Source organism: Marinobacter sp. (genome assembly GCF_033722195.1).
In the GTDB taxonomy this organism is placed as follows: domain Bacteria; phylum Pseudomonadota; class Gammaproteobacteria; order Pseudomonadales; family Oleiphilaceae; genus Marinobacter.
Map to the genome: position 1 here is coordinate 80,276 of NZ_JAWVZL010000002.1, position 17,713 is coordinate 97,988.

Annotated in this window: 14 protein-coding genes; 1 reads left to right on the forward strand and 13 read right to left on the reverse strand. The window is 64.5% G+C overall.

Annotated elements, in window-relative coordinates; translation table 11 throughout:
- Positions 1-42: 42 nt before the first annotated feature.
- Both hrpA and R3280_RS00860 read right to left on the reverse strand, forming a co-directional pair.
- Positions 43-3,903 (reverse strand): ATP-dependent RNA helicase HrpA, encoded by a 3,861-nt coding sequence (hrpA, locus tag R3280_RS00855; protein WP_413468724.1) that lies wholly within the window; start codon positions 3,901-3,903, stop codon positions 43-45.
- Between the two features lie 191 nt (positions 3,904-4,094).
- Positions 4,095-5,780, reverse strand: a complete 1,686-nt coding sequence (locus R3280_RS00860) for an AMP-binding protein (RefSeq protein WP_318996677.1) — start codon at positions 5,778-5,780, stop codon at positions 4,095-4,097.
- A gap of 257 nt (positions 5,781-6,037) precedes the next feature.
- Between R3280_RS00860 and R3280_RS00865 the strand changes: the two genes are divergently transcribed.
- Complete coding sequence (locus R3280_RS00865; RefSeq protein WP_318996678.1) at positions 6,038-6,523, forward strand: MaoC/PaaZ C-terminal domain-containing protein; 486 nt, start codon at positions 6,038-6,040, stop codon at positions 6,521-6,523.
- A gap of 43 nt (positions 6,524-6,566) precedes the next feature.
- Here R3280_RS00865 and R3280_RS00870 read toward each other — a convergent pair whose 3' ends face one another.
- The 11 genes from R3280_RS00870 to R3280_RS00920 form a co-directional block, all read right to left on the reverse strand.
- Complete coding sequence (locus tag R3280_RS00870) at positions 6,567-7,550, reverse strand: AgmX/PglI C-terminal domain-containing protein (protein ID WP_318996679.1); 984 nt, start codon at positions 7,548-7,550, stop codon at positions 6,567-6,569.
- Complete coding sequence (locus tag R3280_RS00875) at positions 7,543-8,031, reverse strand: biopolymer transporter ExbD (RefSeq protein WP_318996680.1); 489 nt, start codon at positions 8,029-8,031, stop codon at positions 7,543-7,545. Before R3280_RS00875 ends, R3280_RS00870 begins: the two co-directional genes overlap by 8 nt.
- Positions 8,028-8,549 (reverse strand): ExbD/TolR family protein, encoded by a 522-nt coding sequence (locus R3280_RS00880; protein WP_318996681.1) that lies wholly within the window; start codon positions 8,547-8,549, stop codon positions 8,028-8,030. The genes R3280_RS00875 and R3280_RS00880 overlap by 4 nt, the downstream gene beginning before the upstream one ends.
- Before the next feature lie 16 nt (positions 8,550-8,565).
- Positions 8,566-9,225: a MotA/TolQ/ExbB proton channel family protein gene (locus R3280_RS00885; protein WP_318996682.1), complete on the reverse strand. Its 660-nt coding sequence runs from the start codon at positions 9,223-9,225 to the stop codon at positions 8,566-8,568.
- 17 nt (positions 9,226-9,242) lie between these two features.
- Positions 9,243-9,572 carry a hypothetical protein gene (locus R3280_RS00890; RefSeq protein ID WP_318996683.1) on the reverse strand — a complete coding sequence of 110 codons (330 nt, stop codon included), beginning with the start codon at positions 9,570-9,572 and terminating at the stop codon, positions 9,243-9,245.
- Positions 9,569-10,183, reverse strand: coding sequence for a tetratricopeptide repeat protein (locus R3280_RS00895; protein WP_318996684.1), 615 nt, complete (start codon positions 10,181-10,183; stop codon positions 9,569-9,571). Before R3280_RS00895 ends, R3280_RS00890 begins: the two co-directional genes overlap by 4 nt.
- Positions 10,173-12,998, reverse strand: a complete 2,826-nt coding sequence (locus R3280_RS00900) for a tetratricopeptide repeat protein (protein ID WP_318996685.1) — start codon at positions 12,996-12,998, stop codon at positions 10,173-10,175. Before R3280_RS00900 ends, R3280_RS00895 begins: the two co-directional genes overlap by 11 nt.
- Positions 12,991-14,616, reverse strand: a complete 1,626-nt coding sequence (locus tag R3280_RS00905) for a hypothetical protein (RefSeq protein ID WP_318996686.1) — start codon at positions 14,614-14,616, stop codon at positions 12,991-12,993. The genes R3280_RS00900 and R3280_RS00905 overlap by 8 nt, the downstream gene beginning before the upstream one ends.
- 56 nt (positions 14,617-14,672) lie before the next feature.
- A complete protein-coding gene (locus tag R3280_RS00910; RefSeq protein ID WP_318996687.1) occupies positions 14,673-15,164 on the reverse strand; it encodes an AraC family transcriptional regulator in 492 nt (163 codons plus the stop codon).
- Between the two features lie 551 nt (positions 15,165-15,715).
- Positions 15,716-16,894, reverse strand: coding sequence for a VWA domain-containing protein (locus R3280_RS00915; RefSeq protein WP_318996688.1), 1,179 nt, complete (start codon positions 16,892-16,894; stop codon positions 15,716-15,718).
- A gap of 29 nt (positions 16,895-16,923) precedes the next feature.
- Positions 16,924-17,713 (reverse strand): MoxR family ATPase (locus R3280_RS00920; RefSeq protein ID WP_318996689.1); only part of this gene is annotated, 790 nt, incomplete at its 5' end.

The window sequence follows — 17,713 nt, forward strand, 5'->3', positions numbered from 1 at the left end:
GGATGACCACAATGACCGCTTTTAGTAGCAGATCGTAACCCACTAGACCCGCACCTGCTGCCACTGCCGGTCCAGCCGCTTGACCGACACCGGCACCTCGGTGCCCAGCTGCTGGGCGAAGAAGGACACCCGGAACTCCTCCAGCATCCAGCGGTAGCGGATCAGCTCCGGGTCCCGCACGCCCTGGCGCTGCTGCTCCTCGCGTTTTTTCACGTAGCGGGCCCAGAGCGGCTCGATGGTGTGGAGGAACTCCCGCTCCCGGCCCATTTCCCGGGGCATCTTTTCCAGGCGCATGGCCGCCGCCTCGAAATAGCGGGGGAAATGCCGGAACCACTCCGCCGGTGTGTTGATCAGGAAGCCCGGATACACCAGATTCTCGAGCTGGAACTTCAGGTCCGCCATGCTGTTGGCCATGGCCAGGGAGATCTTGCCCTTGAGCTGCTTCATCACGCCGTGATAGCCCTTCAAGGCCTGGTGCAGCTGCTGGTCAGCGGTCTCCAGGGCAGGCAGGAAGTCCGCCCGCCCGGCCTCGAAGCACTCGTTCAACGCCGCCTCCGACCGTGGCGGCGGGCCGGCGATAAAGTGATCCATGGCGGTGGCCAGCAACAGGTCGTCCAGCAGCCCCGAGGCCTTGCCCACCGGCGCGAACAGCAGCGCCGAGGCCTTGAAGTTGGGCAACCGGGCATCGATATTGGCCAGCGTGTTGCCCTGGCGCTGCAGCAGCAGGCGGGCCACCGCCCGGCGGGTGGCGTCCTCCGCGGTCAGCGGGTCCAGGTAGCGGGTCTGGCGCACTGTCTCGCCACAGTCCTCCAGGGCCGGGTAGACCGTCACCTGCATGCCACCCTTCTCGGTCTGCACCGACTCCGGCAGCTCACCGAAAGCCCAGTGCCGGGACTCCGGGGCCGGCTCCGCCCTGCTCTCGCTGCTGGCGGCCTCGTTCAGGGCCGCTTCCGCCTTCTGCTCGAGCCGCGCCTGCACCGCCTGGATATCGCGACCCTCCGCCAGCACCTTGCCGTTATCCGCCACCACTTTCAGGTTCATCCGAAGATGCCGCGGCAGCTCATCGGTCTGCCAGGCGTCCGGATCGATCTGGACCCCGGTCATACGGCGAAGCTCGGCCCCCAGCTTCAAAGTCAGCGGTTCGTTGCAGGGGGTGAGGTTGGCGAGGGCGGCATCGACAAAATCCGGCACCGGCACGAAGTTCCGGCGCAGCGCTTTTGGCAGGCTCTTCACCAGGGCAATGCATTTTTCCCGCAACAGGCCGGGCACCAGCCATTCCAGGCGGTAGCCGGGCAGCTGCTTGAGGGCCATCAGGGGTACCTGCAGGGTGACGCCGTCATCCGTGCCGGTGGGCTCGAACTGGTAACTGAGGGGGTAGCGGATGCCCTCCCACTCCAGCTGATCGGGGAACTGCACCTCGGTGCTCTCATCAAGCGGGCGCTGCAGAACGTCCGATTCCGACAGTTCCAGGTGTTTCAGGCCGCGCTCGTCCAGCGCCTTCCACCAGGTCTCGAAATGCCGGCCGCTGACCACCGTCTCCGGAACCCGGTCGTGGTAGAAATCCACCAGCACCTGTTCGTCCACCAGCAGGTCCCGGCGCCGGGTCTTGCGCTCCAGGTTCTCCACGGTGTCCAGCAGCGCCTGGTTGTTGGCGATGAACGGCGCCTTGGTGTCGAAGTCTCCCTCCACCAGGGCGCGGCGGATGAACAGGTTGCGGGACTCCACCGGATCCACCCTGGCGTAGGCGATGCGGCGCTTGGGAATGATGTCCAGCCCGTAGAGGCTGACTTTTTCATAGCCCATCACCTGGGCCCGCTTGCGCTCCCAGTGAGGCTCGAAGTAATGGTGCTTGACCACGTGGGGTGCGAGGGGCTCGATCCACTCCGGCTCGATGCGGGCCACGGTGCGGGCGAAGACCCGGCTGGTCTCCACGATCTCCGCCGCCACGATCCACTTGGGCGCCGACTTGGCCACCTTGGAGCCGGGGAAAATGCTGATCTTGCGATTGCGGGTGGCCAGGTACTCGCGCTTTTCCAGCTTGGTGGCCACCTGCCCCAGCAGGCCCGCCAGAATGGCCTTGTGGAGCGAGTCATAGCTGGCCGGCTCGCGGTTCAGGGTGAGCTTCTGTTCCCGGCAGATGAGCGTGAGCTGGCGATGCACATCCCGCCATTCCCGCATCCGCATCCAGGACAGGAAGGTTTTCTGGCACAGGCGCTTGAGTTGGTTCTGGGACTGCTCCTGGCGCTGTTCTTCGTAGAAGCGCCAGATGTTCAGCAGGGTGACGAAGTCCGAGTCCTTGTCGTTGAACGGGGCATGGGCCTGGTCGGCGGCCTGCTGCTTGTCCTGGGGCCGGTCCCGGGGGTCCTGGATACTGAGACCGGCGATCACCACCAGGGTCTCGGCGAGACTGCCCTGCTCGGCACTGGTCACCAGCATTCGGGCCAGTCGCGGGTCCACCGGCAATCTGGCCATGGTGCGGCCAAGCTGGGACAGCTGGCGTTTGTCGTCCACCGCCCCGAGCTCCTCCAGCAGCTTGTAGCCGTCATTGATCAGGCGGTTATCCGGTGCCTCCAGGAACGGAAAGCGGCGGATGTCCCCCAGACCGGAACTGGCCATCTGCAGAATAACCGAGGCCAGGTTGGTCCGCAGGATCTCCGGATCGGTGTACTCAGGCCGGTTGAGGAAATCGGTTTCGTCGTAGAGTCGGAAGCAGATGCCCGGCGCCACCCGGCCGCAGCGACCGGCGCGCTGGTTGGCGCTGGCCTGGGAGATGGGCTCGATGGGCAGGCGCTGGATCTTGGATCGCACGCTGTAGCGGCTGATCCTCGCCACCCCGGTATCCACCACGTAGCGGATCCCCGGGACCGTCAGTGAGGTTTCGGCCACGTTGGTGGACAGCACGATGCGCCGGCCGCGGTGGGGCTGGAACACCTTGTTCTGCTCGGCGTTGCTGAGCCTGGAGTACAGGGGCACCACCTCGGTATGGCGAAGCTCGGCATGACGGAGGTTCTTGCTGAGGCTGCGGATTTCCCGCTCACCGGGCAGGAACACCAGCACATCCCCCGGGGGCTGGCCCTGGCTGCGCTCATGGGCCTCGATCTCGTCCAGGGCCGCCAGCACCGAATCGCTCCAGCCCTGGTCCCGGTCCTCGTCGTCGCCGGTCATGGGACGATAGCGCACTTCCACCGGATAGGTGCGGCCGGATACCTCGATCACCGGCGCCTGTCCGAAGAACTCGCTGAAGCGCTCCACCTCAATGGTGGCGGAGGTGATGATCACCTTCAGGTCAGGGCGCTTGGGCAGCAGCTGTTTCAGGTAGCCCAGCAGAAAATCGATGTTGAGGCTGCGTTCGTGGGCCTCGTCAATGATCAGGGTGTCGTAGCGATCCAGGAACCGATCATGCTGAATTTCCGCCAGCAGGATACCGTCGGTCATGACCTTGATGCGGGATTGCTCGGAGGTGGTATCGGTGAAGCGCACCTGATAGCCCACCTGCTCGCCCGGCGCCTCGCCCATTTCCTCGGCGATGCGGCTGGCGACACTGCGCGCGGCGATACGCCGGGGCTGGGTATGGCCGATCAGGCCCCGCACCCCACGGCCGGCATTGAGGCAGAGCTTGGGAATCTGGGTGGTCTTGCCGGAACCGGTTTCACCGGCGACGATCACCACCTGATGCTTTTCCAGAGCCGCCCGGATGTCGTCCACGCGGTCGGTCACCGGCAGGCCGGCGGGATGGCTCACCGGCCGATGCCGGTCCTTGCGCTCCTGAACCCGGGCCAGGCCCTGCTCCAGCCAACGGCCAATCTTTTCCAGCTCGGCCTCGCTGGGGCGCCCCTTGCGACGGGCCACCAGTTTGCGAATACGGGCGGCATCCTGCTGGAAACAGGCATCCAGCTGGGCCATCACCGCATTGAGGGGGCTGTTCTGGCCCGTGGCTGGGCTGGTCTGGGGTGTCTGGGCGCCGGTCTTGGTCATCGGGTCCTTTATCTAACGTTTCAGCTGCTGATGCGATAACGAAAAAACCCTGCCTGAGCAGGGTTTCCGGTCACCGCTTGCCTTGCCCCGGGCGGTGGGCCCGGGGTAAGGGTCCGCCGTTACTTGCTGTTTTTCTTGACGTCTTCGTCGCGAAGCTCACGGCGCAGGATCTTGCCCACGTTGGTCTTGGGCAGTTCGTCCCGGAACTCGAACTTCTTGGGTACCTTGTAGGCGGTCAGGCGCTCACGGCAGAATTCCTTGAGCTCGCCCTCGGTCAGATCCGATGACGACGCCACCAGGAAAACCTTCACCGCTTCGCCACTCTTCTCATCGGGGACGCCGACGGCGGCGCATTCGATGACTTTCGGGTGGCTGGTGACCACTTCCTCGATTTCATTCGGGAATACGTTGAAACCGGACACGATGATCATGTCTTTCTTACGGTCCACGATGCGAATGTAACCGTCTTCCTGGATCAGGGCAATGTCGCCGGTGCGCAGGTAGCCGCCATCGGTGAAGGACTTCTGGGTCTCCTCCGGACGCTGCCAGTAGCCACGCATGACCTGGGGTCCCTTGACACAGAGCTCGCCGGGCTCACCCAGGGGCTGCTCCTTGTTGTCGTCGTCCAGGATCATGAGCTTGGTGTTGCAGATTGGCAGACCAATGGTACCCAGCTGGATGGCGCTGTGGGGGTTGAAGGTCACCACCGGCGAGGTCTCGGTCATGCCGTAGCCTTCGCTGATCTGGCAGCCGGTCACCCGCTCCCACATCTTGGCGGTGTCGCTGGTCAGGGCCATGCCGCCGGAGGAAGTCAGCTTCAGGGCGCTGAAGTCCAGGTTGCGGAACTCTTCATTGTTGCACAGTGCCACGAACAGGGTGTTCAGCCCCAGGAAACCGGTGAACTTGTGGTTCTTAAGCTCCTTGACGAAGCCCGGAATGTCGCGGGGGTTCGGAATCAGCACGTTGTGGGCGCCGGCTTCCAGCATGATGCCGCAGTTCAGGGTGAAGGAGTAGATGTGATACAGCGGCAGGGGCGCGATGATCACTTCCTTACCCTCTTCGATGATGTCTTCCATCATCGGACGGGTCTGCAGCAGGTTGGCCACCAGGTTGCCGTGGGTCAGCATGGCGCCCTTGGCCACACCGGTGGTGCCGCCGGTGTACTGCAGCACTGCGATGTCGTCCTGCTTGGCGGGCACCGGAGTGAACTTCTCCTTGGCGCCGGCGGCCAGAACCGCGGGCAGACGATGGGCCTGGGGCAGGTTGAACTTGGGCACCATCTTCTTGACGTACTTGATCACCGCATTCATCAGCGTGCGCTTGATGGGCGAGTGCATGTCGGCGATCTCGGTCACGATGACGTGCTCGATGCCGGTGTGGGGCAGCACTTTCTCGGCGTTGTCCGCCATGTTGGCCAGCACCACCAGGGCCTTGGCACCGGAATCGTTGAACTGGTGTTCCATTTCCCGCGTGGTGTAGAGCGGGTTGGTGTTGACCACGATCAGTCCGGCCCGCATGGCGCCGAATACCACCACCGGGTACTGGGTCACGTTGGGCATCTGCACGGCGATGCGATCGCCGGGCTTGAGGTCGGTCTTGTTCTGCAGCCAGGCCGCAAACTGGCGGCTCAGGACATCCAGGTCACGGTATGTCAGGGTGACGCCGACGGCAGTAAAGGCCGGGCGGTCAGCAAATTTCCGGGTCGCCTGTTCGAAGACTTCAACCATGCTCTGGTATTTGTTCAGATCCACTTCCGCAGGCACGCCGGGTGGATACTTGTCCTGATAGAACTGCTCGAAATTCATCCTTCCATCTCCTGTAAATCGCTTGTGCTTATAGTCATCGACAGGTTGCGGCCAGGTCACCCGATGATGGCGCCTGGCTTCTGTTGTACTTGGTCCGCCCCGGCTCCCTCCCGTCCAGCTAATCCGGACAAGACTTCCGGAATTTCAACTCGACCAAAGTATCAGACCCAGAAAAGAGCCGAGAGAATAGCAGTTTTGTGAACGATGAGGTAGTTTTCAGCGAGAGACAATCAATCATCAACGGCAGGATCTGCACCATGGACCAGGCACTGGATACGCTGGAGAACATCACCTACGACGAGCTGCAGGAAGGTGACACCGCGAGCTTCTCCCGCACCCTCACCGAAGACGAGCTGGTGCTCTTCGCGGCGGTATCCGGGGACGTCAATCCGGTCCACCTGGACCCGGATTTCGCCGCCGATTCCATGTTCAAGGAGCGCATTGCCCACGGTATGTGGAGTGGCTCCCTGATCTCCGCGGCCCTGGCCACCGTGTTGCCGGGGCCGGGCACGGTCTACCTGGAGCAAAGCCTGAATTTCCGGCGCCCGGTGAAACTGGACGATACCCTTACCGTCACCCTGACGGTACTCAGCAAGATGCCCAAGCAGCGGGTGCTGATGGGCTGCAAGGTCCGGAATCAGGCCGGCGAGGAAGTGGTCAACGGCGAGGCCAAGGTGATTGCGCCGAAGGAGAAGCTGTCCCTGCCCAAGCCGGTGCTGCCGAAAATCACCATCGAGTACTGATGGCACGCACCCCGTCTGGTCAGTGACCCAACCAGACGGAACGCTAGCTGGGTAGAAAGTCGATCGGATAGCGCACGGTGCGGGTCTCCACGTTGGCCGCGCCAAAATTGAACAGCCTCACACGGTTGGCAATGCGCGTCTCCAGGGCCGGACTCTCCAGCTCCGAGCTCACCACCTGGCAGCGTGACACCGAGCCGTCCGGTTCGATCACCAGCTCCAGCAGCACCTTCCCCTCCAGGGTCGGATCCATGCGCAGTTCACGATTGTAGATGGCGTAGAGTGCCGTCTTGTTGCTGGCGAATACCTTGCGGATGTTGCTCATGGCCCGCTGGGCCGGGCCCGGATCCGCTGCCGGTGGTGCCTTGGCGGCAGCAGGCTCCGCCGGCGCAGACACTTTCTTGACCTGGTGTTGGGCCAGGGTCACTGCCTGCTCCGGCGTATCGGCATCAGCGACACCGCCGCTTCCGGCGAGCGCCTGTTTCGCCGCATTCTCGATGTCAGGCGACGGGGATTCGGTGGTGGTATTGGCGGACAGTGTCTCGACCCGGGATTCGTCAGCCGCCCGCATGGCGGCAAGCTGATCCTGCATGGCCATGAGACCGGAACGGGCGGCCACGCCGCGCGCCTGCTCCACGGTCTGCGTCTTGGTCTTGGGCTCTGGCCGGGGCTCGGGCTCTGCCGCCACTTCCTGCTCCGGCTCCGGTGTCGGCGTTGGCTCCGGTTGCGGTGTGGGTTCCGGCTCCGGTTCCGGCTTTGGCTCAGGCTCAGGCTCGGGCGGGATAACCGGCTCGGGCTCGAGGTCGGGCTCGTCCAGCAGCGCTATCTCACGCTCCACCAGGCGGGCAAGTTGTGGTGGGACCTGTTCGGCCTCACTGCGCTCGGGCTCCGGCAGTTCGATCGAAGGAATGATCAACGCCGCTGGCAGGAACACCACCAGCATAAGCCCCAGGGCCAGGCCGAATCGCAGGCGCTCACCCGGCTCCGCGGACCAGGGCAGCGACCGGTATCCATTGGACCGATCAGCCATTGGCCACCTCCATCGGCTTGTGCTCCACCGCCAGATGGACACGGCGGTAGTCCTCGTCGACACAGGTCTGCATCACCTGGCGCAGTAACCGGTACTGGGTGTCACGACCGGCCATCACGGTCACTTCCAGGCCTTCCGCCGGAACCTGGCGCTGCCGATTACGCTGGTAGGCCAGCTCTTGGGCCAGCCCCGCCAGGTCCGGATCCCCGGTATCCAGGCGCGCCACTTCCCGGCCCTGCACCAGAATGGCGTTGGGGGTCACCTCCACCACCAGGGTGTCCCGCGCCTGGCTGTCGGCCGTGGACTCCGGCAACGGCAGTGCGGAGGCGTTTTGCATCACCTTGACGTCGGACGAGTTCACCATCAGGAAGAACACCAGAATGGTGAAGATATCCATCAGCGATACCAGGTTCAGGCCCCCGGCTCGGTGCATACGACCATAGTGCCGTTGCCTGCGGCGGGCACGACGGGACAGTTTCATCGCTGGTGACCCTCCGTGACCAGGGCCAGGGTGCGGTCATCCGGCGCATTGGCCAAGGCCACATCCGGGAACAGTTCGGCGTCCACCACGCTGGCAGCCACGACGGCCGGATAGGAGCGCACCGTGTCCATGGTGTGGATCAGGGTCTGGTAATCCATCTCGGCAGCCACCTCCAGCACCACATCGGTCTTGTCCGGCAGCCGGGCCTTGATGCTCCGCAGCGTCTGCCGCAGACCCTCGTAGTCCTGGCCATCGGCCAGTCGCGGCAGCCGGCGGATCACGCCGCGCTCGCTGTCGCGGACCTCCAGCCCGTCCGGCAGCAGGGTTACCACCAGTTGCAGGCTCTCGGCAGTCAGCGGCTCAGCGTCGCTGTCGCCCGGGAAGTCCAGGTCGATCATGCGGATCTGGCTGAACACCATGCCCAGCAGCAATACCGGTACCAGCACGATCATCAGGTTCATGAACGCGGTGATATCCAGGTCGGCGTTGGCCGGCAGCCGGCGATGACGGCGTCTCATAGGCTCAGGCTTCCCTTCAGGCCGCGGCTTGCCGGGGCTCGTCGGCTCCGGACTGATCGGAGACGATGTTCAGCAGCTTCACGCCGGCCATCTCGAAACTGTCGACGATCTCGTTGGTTCGGGTCTGCAGCAGGGCATGGAACATCAGCAGCGGGATGGCCGACATGAGACCGAAGGCGGTGGTGTTCATGGCGATGGAGATGCTCTCCGACAGCAGGCTGGCCTTCTGGGAGGGGTCGGCGCTGGCAACGGCGGTAAAGGCCGCGATCAGACCAATGATGGTGCCGAGAAGGCCAAGAAGAGTGGCGATATTGGCCAGGGTGGCCAGGTACTGGGTGCGCTTTTCCAGCCGAGGCAGGACTTCCATCAGCCCTTCTTCCATGGCGTATTCGATGTCTTCCCGACGGCTGTTGTTGAGCAGCCGGGCAATGCCCGCGCCCATCACCGAGGCAATGGCGCTGTTGGAGCTGGTGGCCGCCTGCATCGCCCGGCGATAGTCCCGCTTGCGCAGCAGCGGCAGTATGCCCTGCTCAAACGCCCGGCGGTTGCGTCGGCGCACAGCCCCCAAATAGAGGAAGCGTTCCAGCGTGATGGCCAGGCCCACCACCAGCACCAGGGCGATGGGGTACATGAAGGGACCACCCTCCTGGAAAAAACGGATCACGGTTTCAAGCATCTTCAGGCTCCTGACGTTCAATAGGGGGAAAGTGTGGAATCCAGCTCCGGATCCAGGGTCTGCCGGAAGCGCCGGTGGCGCTCCAGCGTCATGGGGTCCATGGGCGCCAGCAACTGCGGCGCCTCCGATGGCAGTTCGGTTTTCGGCCGCTTCGGCAGCGTTGGTGGCTGCCAGGGCAGAATGGTCAGCACCCGGGGGTCCTCATCGTTGGAGCGCTCGGCGATACCGCCGACCGCCATGCCCTCCGCCACCGCGGCCTCAGGCGCCCTGGTTTCGGGCTCAGCGGCGAGGGCCGGAACAACAAGGGCCAGGGCTAGCAGACCCGGCAGCCAGAGCCGTGGGATCATTTCAGCCTCCTTTCCAGATCCGCGATCCAGCCGTTGACCTCACTGCCGGCTTCACCGGCGCTGCGCTGGTAGGCACGGTAATGGGTCAGGGCTGTTTCCAGGTCCAGCAGATAGAGTTCCGACAGCACCGCCAGATTGAAATGCAGCTGCGGCGCCTCGAGGCCACGTTCGATACCCTCCTGCAGCAGCTCACGGGCGGCGTGGAATTCGCCGTTCTCCTGCAGCAGCAAGGCCAGATTATTGAGCGCCATGAGGTTGTCCGGCTCATTGGCCAGGGCATCCCGATAGAGTCGCCGGGCCGATTCCACCTCCCCCTGTTGCTGACGGACCCACCCCAGCCGGGCTTTCAGATCCGGCTGGTCAGGACGGGCGGCCACCAGCGCCGCCAGGGTGTTGCCCGCCCTTTCCCATTCGCCGCCGGCACTGGCTTCCTCGGCGCTGGCCAGCAGGGCCTGCTGCTCCGATGACAGGGGCTGGGCCGGCGCCTCGGCCACGACCGCCGCGGTATCAGCGCCACTGCTTGTGGTGGCCTGCCCGGCGCAGCCGGAGAGGACCAATAACAGCACCAGCATCACCATGCCGGTCAGACGGCTGCGAAAATCAGGCATCATCACTGGGCTCCTGCTGCAGGGATATCCACTGGGGCTTGCGGGCGTAGCGACCCGGGAACAGCGCGGCCAGTGCCTCGATGCTCTGGCGCACCCACGTATCGTAGATTCCCTCGGACACCAGCTGGTGATTGGCGGCATGCAGCTCTATGGCCTTGTCCTCGAACGGATAGGCCTGCTCGTCCAGCAGCAACCGATACTGGGCCGCTTCCAGCTCTGTCAGGCCATCCGGCAGGCTCGACTCGCGGATATCCGCCGCCAGCACCCGGTAAAGTTCGGCCCGGTGGTAGAGAGATCGGGATCGGACCCGTTCACCACCCAGGGTTTCAGCCTGGCGATAGCGCTCCCTTGCCTCCTCCAGGGTTCGCTGCTTGCGGCTCAGTGAAGCGCTCAGTGGCAGCGTCAGACGCACCTCGCGGAACTGGTCGCCGGCTTGCCCGGCAAGCACCAGGGCTGCCTCGGCGGCCCAGCCCAGGCTCTGCTCGGAGTGCCAGCCACTGGCAAGCTCCGCGGTTACCAGGGCCTGACGCAGCCGGTCCGCGTCGACACCGGATTCCAGCAGCCGCTGGCGCATCTGCTGCTGACTCAGGTGGCTGGACTTGTCGGCGGGCGCGGAGGCCTGGGCCAGGTAGTCACGGTAAATGGCGTTGCGGCTGTCCGTCTGCGCCGCCGCGTGGTAAAGCTCGGCTGCCCGCAACCGGTGGGACCAGGGGTCCTTGGCGCCGGCACTGGCGGCCATGAGTTCATCCGCGGCGCGGACCGGCTGACCGGAGGCCTCATAGGCATAGACCAGCTTGTCGGCGATTCCCGGGGTCAGCTCGTGGTCAGGATGGTCCGAGCGGAACCGCTGCAGCTCGTTGATGGCTGCCTGCCAGCGGTCGGCCTGTAGCAGTGTGGTGGCGGCGTCGTAGCGGCCCTTGAGGGCGATCGTGGAACCGGGGTCGACCGAGCTGATGCGCTGAAAGTGCGCCACTGCCTGGTCCACGTTGCCCGAATCCCGGGCCGCTTCCGCCTGACGGTAGATCGTGGTGGCGAGCTGGGTGAGTACCGCATCTGCATCCATGCCCGACGCCTGCCGCTGGCCATCGGCGCCGGCCAGGGCCAGGGCCTCACGCCAGGCCTGCTCGGCGGCACCGTAACGCCTGGCCGCAAGATCCACCCGGGCTTTGACCAGCCAGGCACTGTAGGCATCGGCCGGCTGAACGCGGTCATTGACCACCGCCCGGCTGGCGTAGCGCGCGGCCTGCTCATTCCGACCGGCGGCCAGCAGGCGGTTGGCCAGGTCGGCCTCCAGGGCCGGCAGGCGCTGATCCTGGGGAAACACCGTGGCGAACCGGTCAGCGGTATGGCTCAGTTCGTCCAGGTCGATACCTGCAATGCTGCCATCTGTCAGGTTGTCCACCCGCAGTTTCACCGCCGCCCAGGCCGCATCGGCGGCGCCCTCGAACGCGGGGTCCTCGAATCCGGCCTGCTCGAACATGGCCAGGGCGGCGCTCGCTTGTCCGGCCTGGAGCCAGGCGTCACCGGCCAGGCGGTGAATCGGCCCGGGTTGCCGGTGTCGCTGCGCAAGGCTCTGGTAGTAGCCGGCGGCGGTGGCAAAGGCTTCGGTATCGGGCGGCGTGGCCTGGCCGGCACGGTGGTAATGGTAGTCCGCCAGGGTACGGGCGTAAGTCAGCCAGCGGTCGAGATCCTCGGGTGCCAGCTCCCGACCACCGGGCGGATAGGCCGCCACGTAGTCCGCACGGGCATGGCGGGCCCGGCTGTTATCCCCTGCCCGTTCCCAGACCGCGACGATCTGCGCCATCAAAGCCGGTGCACTGGGGTGCTGAGGCGAACGCGCCAGGAATGCCTCGGCCACCGCGACACTTCGCTGATAATTTCCCCGGGCGGCGTAGTAGTCCGCCAGGGTGTCGTAGAGCAGAAAATCGTATGTGCGCTCCCCTGCCCGGTCCAGCAGGTCCGCGAGTGCGGTCTCGCCGCCGCCGTTGGCCGCCAGGATGCCGACGATGCGGAAAGTATCGCGGATCACCTCCGCCGACGCGGTAGGAAGGTAGTCAAAGCCGCCGGACTGCTCGGAATACTCATCCAGCACCGACAGGAAGGTTTCACCGGCCCGGTCCCGGGCGCCCTGTTTGAACTGGGCCCAGCCCAGCATATAGCGGGCGTGGCTCTTGAGACGGGCATCCGCGCTGGCCGCCAGGACCTGACGGTAACCCGCTTCGGCCTCGGTGAAACTGCCGTCGCTGTAGGCGGCTTCGGCAATGCGGAAACGGGCCTCCGGCGCCAGCTCCGACGACGGGTAAAGGCCCACCAGTTGCTTCAGCCGCGCCACCGATTCGGCCTCGCGTCCGATGTAGGCATAGGCCTTGGCGGACTGATAGAGCAGCTCGTCCAGGCGGCCCTTGAAAGAGCCGCTGCTGACGATCATCTCGTAGCTGTCGATGGCCTCACGGTAAATGCTGGCCTCCTGCTCAGCGCTGAGGGTCAGCAGGTCTCCCGCCTCCGCCTGCAGGTTGGCGAGCCGGTTGAGGGCATCGATCCGGACCTCCGGCTCGTCGGATTCGTCGAACAGGCGCTGGTAACGCCGTGCCACTTCCTTCGGGGAAATGCGGGGCATGGCCTCGGCGCTGAACTTGAGGAACACCGGGCGCATATCGCCGATGGTGTCGCCGTCCTCGGCCAGGTTGACCTGGAAAGCTTCCTGGGCGGCCAACGGCGCCGGCCAGAGCAAGACCGCCAGCAGTCCAAAGATGACAGGCCGCAGTCGCGGTCCAGCCATGGAGGTAAACCCGGCGGGCATGGTTAGGGCTCTAGTCATTCTGCCCTCCCCGCGCCAGTTCGGTCAGGGCCAGATGCTCGTAAAGGTGGGCAATCTGCTGTTCGGCCCGATCGAGGCTGTGGGCCACCTGCTCCCGCTCCGCGCTCAGATAGGCCAGTGCTCGCTGGTCGAGAGCCTGCTCGGCCCGCACCAGCAGAGCCGCCAGACGTTGCTGCAACACCGTCACCTCGGCGCGGGCTTGCCGGGCCCGGGCCACCAGGCCGGCAAGTTGCTCCGGAGCTTGCTGTAACCGCGACGGGAAAGCTGCCCGGCGCCGGTTGAGATCGTTCAGGGTCTGGCGCAGAGCAGCCAGTTCCGCAACCTTGGCTTTCTCCTCGCCAGCCCGCGCCGACAGAGCTTTCCATCGTGCCGCCAGGTCCGCTATGGCGGCATCCAGCGCTGCCAGGGTACTCTCACGGCTGCTGGCGCCTACCCCCAGGCGAAGATCCTCGGCCCGTTGCGCCAGGCTGTCGATGAACACGCTCAGGTCCTGCCGCCGGCGCTCCAGTTCCCTCGCCATCCGGGACAGCTCCGCCACCCGAAGTGCCGCCCGCTGGGATTCCGGCTCGGCCATGAAGTGCAGCAGGTAGGCGATCCTGGGCTGGGTCAGGGTGCGACTGTCCGCCAGGAACCACTCCACGTCGTCGCGGCCTGCGGCCTTGATCAGCGCTTCGTAGGCGCCCTGCTTGCGGACCGCCTCCGACAGGGTGTCGATACTGACCTGCTCACTCTCGAACGCGGCTATGGCGGCCAGATAGGCCTCACCGGCCTGGCCCAGGTAGCCGGACTCGTCGTAGCCCCGGCCCATGCCAAGCCAGGCGTCGGCGGCGCCGGGGAAAGCCAGTGGGAATTTGCGGGCCCGGTGCCAGGACTGCATGGCGGCGCGGTAGTTGCCGTTAGCGGCCTGGGCCAGGCCGTGGAAGTAGAGCGCCTGGGGTGCCAGGTAGCTATCCAGCGCCACCTTGTTGAGAAAGCCGATGGCCTTGTCGTAATCACCCCGGCGATGGGACAGCACACCGGCCTTCACCAGAATGCGGGTACTGAGGTCGCCCATTCGGCTCTGGTCGGCATCTTCCGCCGCCATTGCCAGAGCCACCCTCAGGGCCACCAGGGCCCGGGCCGGGTCCCGATCAAGACTGGCGTAGTCCAGGGCGAGGTTGGTGTAGCCCAGTGCTGCCCAGTAGCCCGGCTCCATCCGGGCCAGGGTCTTGCCGGCCTGGTCAAAATTCTCTTCGCGCCGGGCCAGTTCAGCCATCAGGTATTGCGCCTGGGCGCGCTCATCGCCGCCGCTCTTGGCCATGGCGACTGCCAGCCAGCGCCCGGCAGCTTCAGGATTACCGTCCGCGATGGCCAGCTTGGCCAGGGTCAGGCTGGCGGAGCCGCGCACATGATTGCCCTGCTCCGCCAGTTGCCTCAGCAACGGCCCGGCCTGCGTCTTGCTGCCGGTTTCAAGCCAGGCCCGCGCCTTCATAAGCTGCGCCTGCTCGCCTTCTTCCTGGGCCACCCAGTTCAGAGCACGGGCCGGGGAGCCGGCCGCCAGTTCAAACAGCGCCAGCCTGGCCCGTTCGCCGTCTTCTGCGGCCAGGGCGTTGGGCCCGGCACCTGACAGGAGGGCCAACAAAGAAAGTCGCGCGATCGGCAGAATCCATTGCCTCATGACCATAGCCCCACCGGTTATTGCCATTCCCTGAGGGTAAATACCGGCTGGAATTCCGGTGCGCGCGCCTCCAGCACAAGCTGTACCCGGGTCTCGCCGGTGCCCTTGCGAACGGTAAAACTCGCCTCCCGGCGCACATAACGGTCGTTGGCGGCCTGGCCATTGAACGTGGCACTCAGAGTGTGTTCGCCACTGGCCAGATTGCCCAGGTAGAGGCGCTGCAGGCCACCCTGGGCCAGCGCCTGACGCTCACGGTCCGTATACAGGTGGGACACCGCGGGCCGGCCGTCCACCGCCAGTTCCACCGAATCCAGCACAAACGCCTGGGCGTCGGCCAGGGAGAGATAGACCGCAAACTGGGTGTCCGCCGGGTGGAGGATGGACTCCTCCAGTTCGAACAGGCTCTGGCTGAGGCTGGCCACCTCGGCCTTGAGCTGGTCTATATCCGCGTCGAGGGCTTCGTCCGCGCTGGTGGAGCCGGCACCCACTGCAAGGGAGAGAACCAGCATAAGGCCGTATCGGTGGGCGGTGAGTCTGATCACCTGGAAAAGGGATGACAGGCGGCTGGACATGGCGGACAGGACCCCGGAAACGTTCTGTAACAAATGTACAGAAAGGGTAACACCCGGTTTCACGCAAGAACGGTATCCAGATCACCAAATGAAAAACTGACCTGTCGGAAAGCTTTACATAATGGCGAGTCCGGGAGCGGATCCATTCGTGAAGCGAGCCGGATCGACGCCGGGAAGCCAGGTGGGACGGTCGATTGAAAGATGTGGCTCAGGTCTTGCTTTGCAGACTTGGCGGGAACGCAGCAGTGTCAGTACCGCTTGATATGCCGAGCTTTGCCGATGCCCTCAACCGCATCGGCTTTTTTTTGTTTTGCCCCCCTCTCCCCAACCCCTCTCCCGCAAGGGGAGAGGGGCTAAATCGGGAGTAGTTCATAGCAACGTCTTCTCCTGGCCGTTGCGTTCGCGACCGGACACCCTGGTCAGAGGCAACATGTCTTTGCTCCCCTCGCCCCTGGCGGGAGAGGGGCTGGGGGAGAGGGGGCGAGGGCCTACTTACTGAGCTGCTTCATCGCCGACTCCAGGCCTTCGATGCTGAGGGGGTACATGTGGTGGTTCACCAGTTGCTGGGTCATGGCCAACGAGCCGCCGCCACCCCAGTAGCTCTCGGGCAGCGGATTGAGCCACACCACCTTGCGGAAATGGTCGGTGATGCGCTGGAACCAGGTGGCCCCGGCCTCCTCGTTCCAGTGCTCTATGGAGCCGCCGGGCTGGGCGATTTCATAGGGCGCCATGGTGGCGTCCCCCACAAAGATCACCTTGTAGTCCGGCGTATACTTGTGAAGGATGTCCCAGGTGCTGGTGGTCTCGTTCATGCGCCGGATGTTGTCCTTCCACACACTCTCGTAGATGAAATTGTGGAAGTAGAAATACTCCATGTGCTTGAACTCCACCCGGGCGGCGGAGAAGAGCTCCTCACAGACCCTCACATGGGGGTCCATGGAGCCGCCCACGTCGAAGAAAATCAAAACCTTCACCGCGTTGTGGCGCTCCGGCACCATCTTCAGGTCCAGATAGCCGGCATTGCGGGCGGTGGAGCGGATGGTGTCATCCATGTCCAGCTGGTCGGCGTTCCCCTGTCGGGCAAATTTACGCAGACGGCGCAGCGCCACCTTGATGTTACGGATGCCCAGGGTGATGCTGTCGTCCAGATCGCGATAATCCCGCTTTTCCCAGACCTTCACCGCGCGGCCCTGGCGACCGTCCTTCTGGCCGATGCGGAAACCTTCCGGGTTATAGCCATTGGCGCCGAAGGGTGAGGTGCCGCCGGTGCCGATCCACTTGTTGCCGCCGGCGTGGCGCTCCTTCTGCTCTTCCATGCGCTTCTTGAAGGTTTCGATCAGCTCTTCAAGACCGCCCAGGGACTCGATCTTGGCCTTCTCCTCGTCGCTGAGGTGCTTCTCGAACTCGGCCCGCAGCCAGTCGTCGGGAATCAGGTCCTTGATCAGGGCGTCCAGATTTTCGATGCCCTTGAAATAGGCGTCGAAGGCGCGGTCGAACTTGTCGTAGTGACGCTCGTCCTTGACCAGGCAGAGCCGGGCCAGGTAGTAGAACTCCTCCATGTCCGCGAACGCCAGGCGGTTCTTCAGGGCCTCCAGCAGGTCCAGGAACTCACGCAGGCTGGCCGGTACCCGGGCCCGGCGCACTTCCATGAAAAAATCGATCAGCATAGGCTTCTCCCGCCAAAAGGAGGATGGACTCAGGCTCGGCGGCGGGCCATGAAAGCCAGCTTCTGCAGCAGGTGCACGTCCTGCTCGTTCTTCACCAGGGCACCATAGAGCGGCGGTAGTGCCGAGGCTCCATCCTTGTCATGCAGCAGCTTGGCGGTGAGTTCGTCCGCCATCAGCAGTTTCAGCCAGTCGATCAGCTCGGAGGTGGAAGGCTTCTTCTTCAGACCGGGCACCTTGCGCACGTCGAAGAAGATCTCCAGCGCATCCCGCACCACGTTCTGTTGCAGCTTGGGGAAATGCACGTCCACGATGCTCTGCATGGTGGCGTGGTCCGGGAAGGCGATGTAGTGGAAGAAGCAGCGGCGCAGGAAGGCGTCCGGCAGTTCTTTCTCGTTGTTACTGGTGATCACCACGATGGGACGATGCTTCGCCTTGACCAGTTGCTTGGTCTCGTAGACGAAGAATTCCATGCGATCGAGTTCCAGCAGCAGGTCGTTGGGAAACTCGATGTCGGCCTTGTCGATCTCGTCGATCAGCAGCACCACCCGCTCCTCGGACTCGAAGGCCTCCCAGAGCTTGCCTTTCTTGATGTAGTTGGAAATATCGTGGACCTTTTCGTCTCCCAGCTGGGAGTCGCGCAGCCGCGATACCGCGTCGTACTCGTACAAACCCTGTTGGGCCTTGGTGGTGGACTTGATATGCCAGGAGATCAGCGGCATATCCAGGGCCGCAGCGACCTCTTCCGCCAGCAGGGTCTTGCCGGTACCCGGCTCGCCCTTGATCAGCAGCGGGCGCTGCAGGGTCACGGCTGCGTTGACC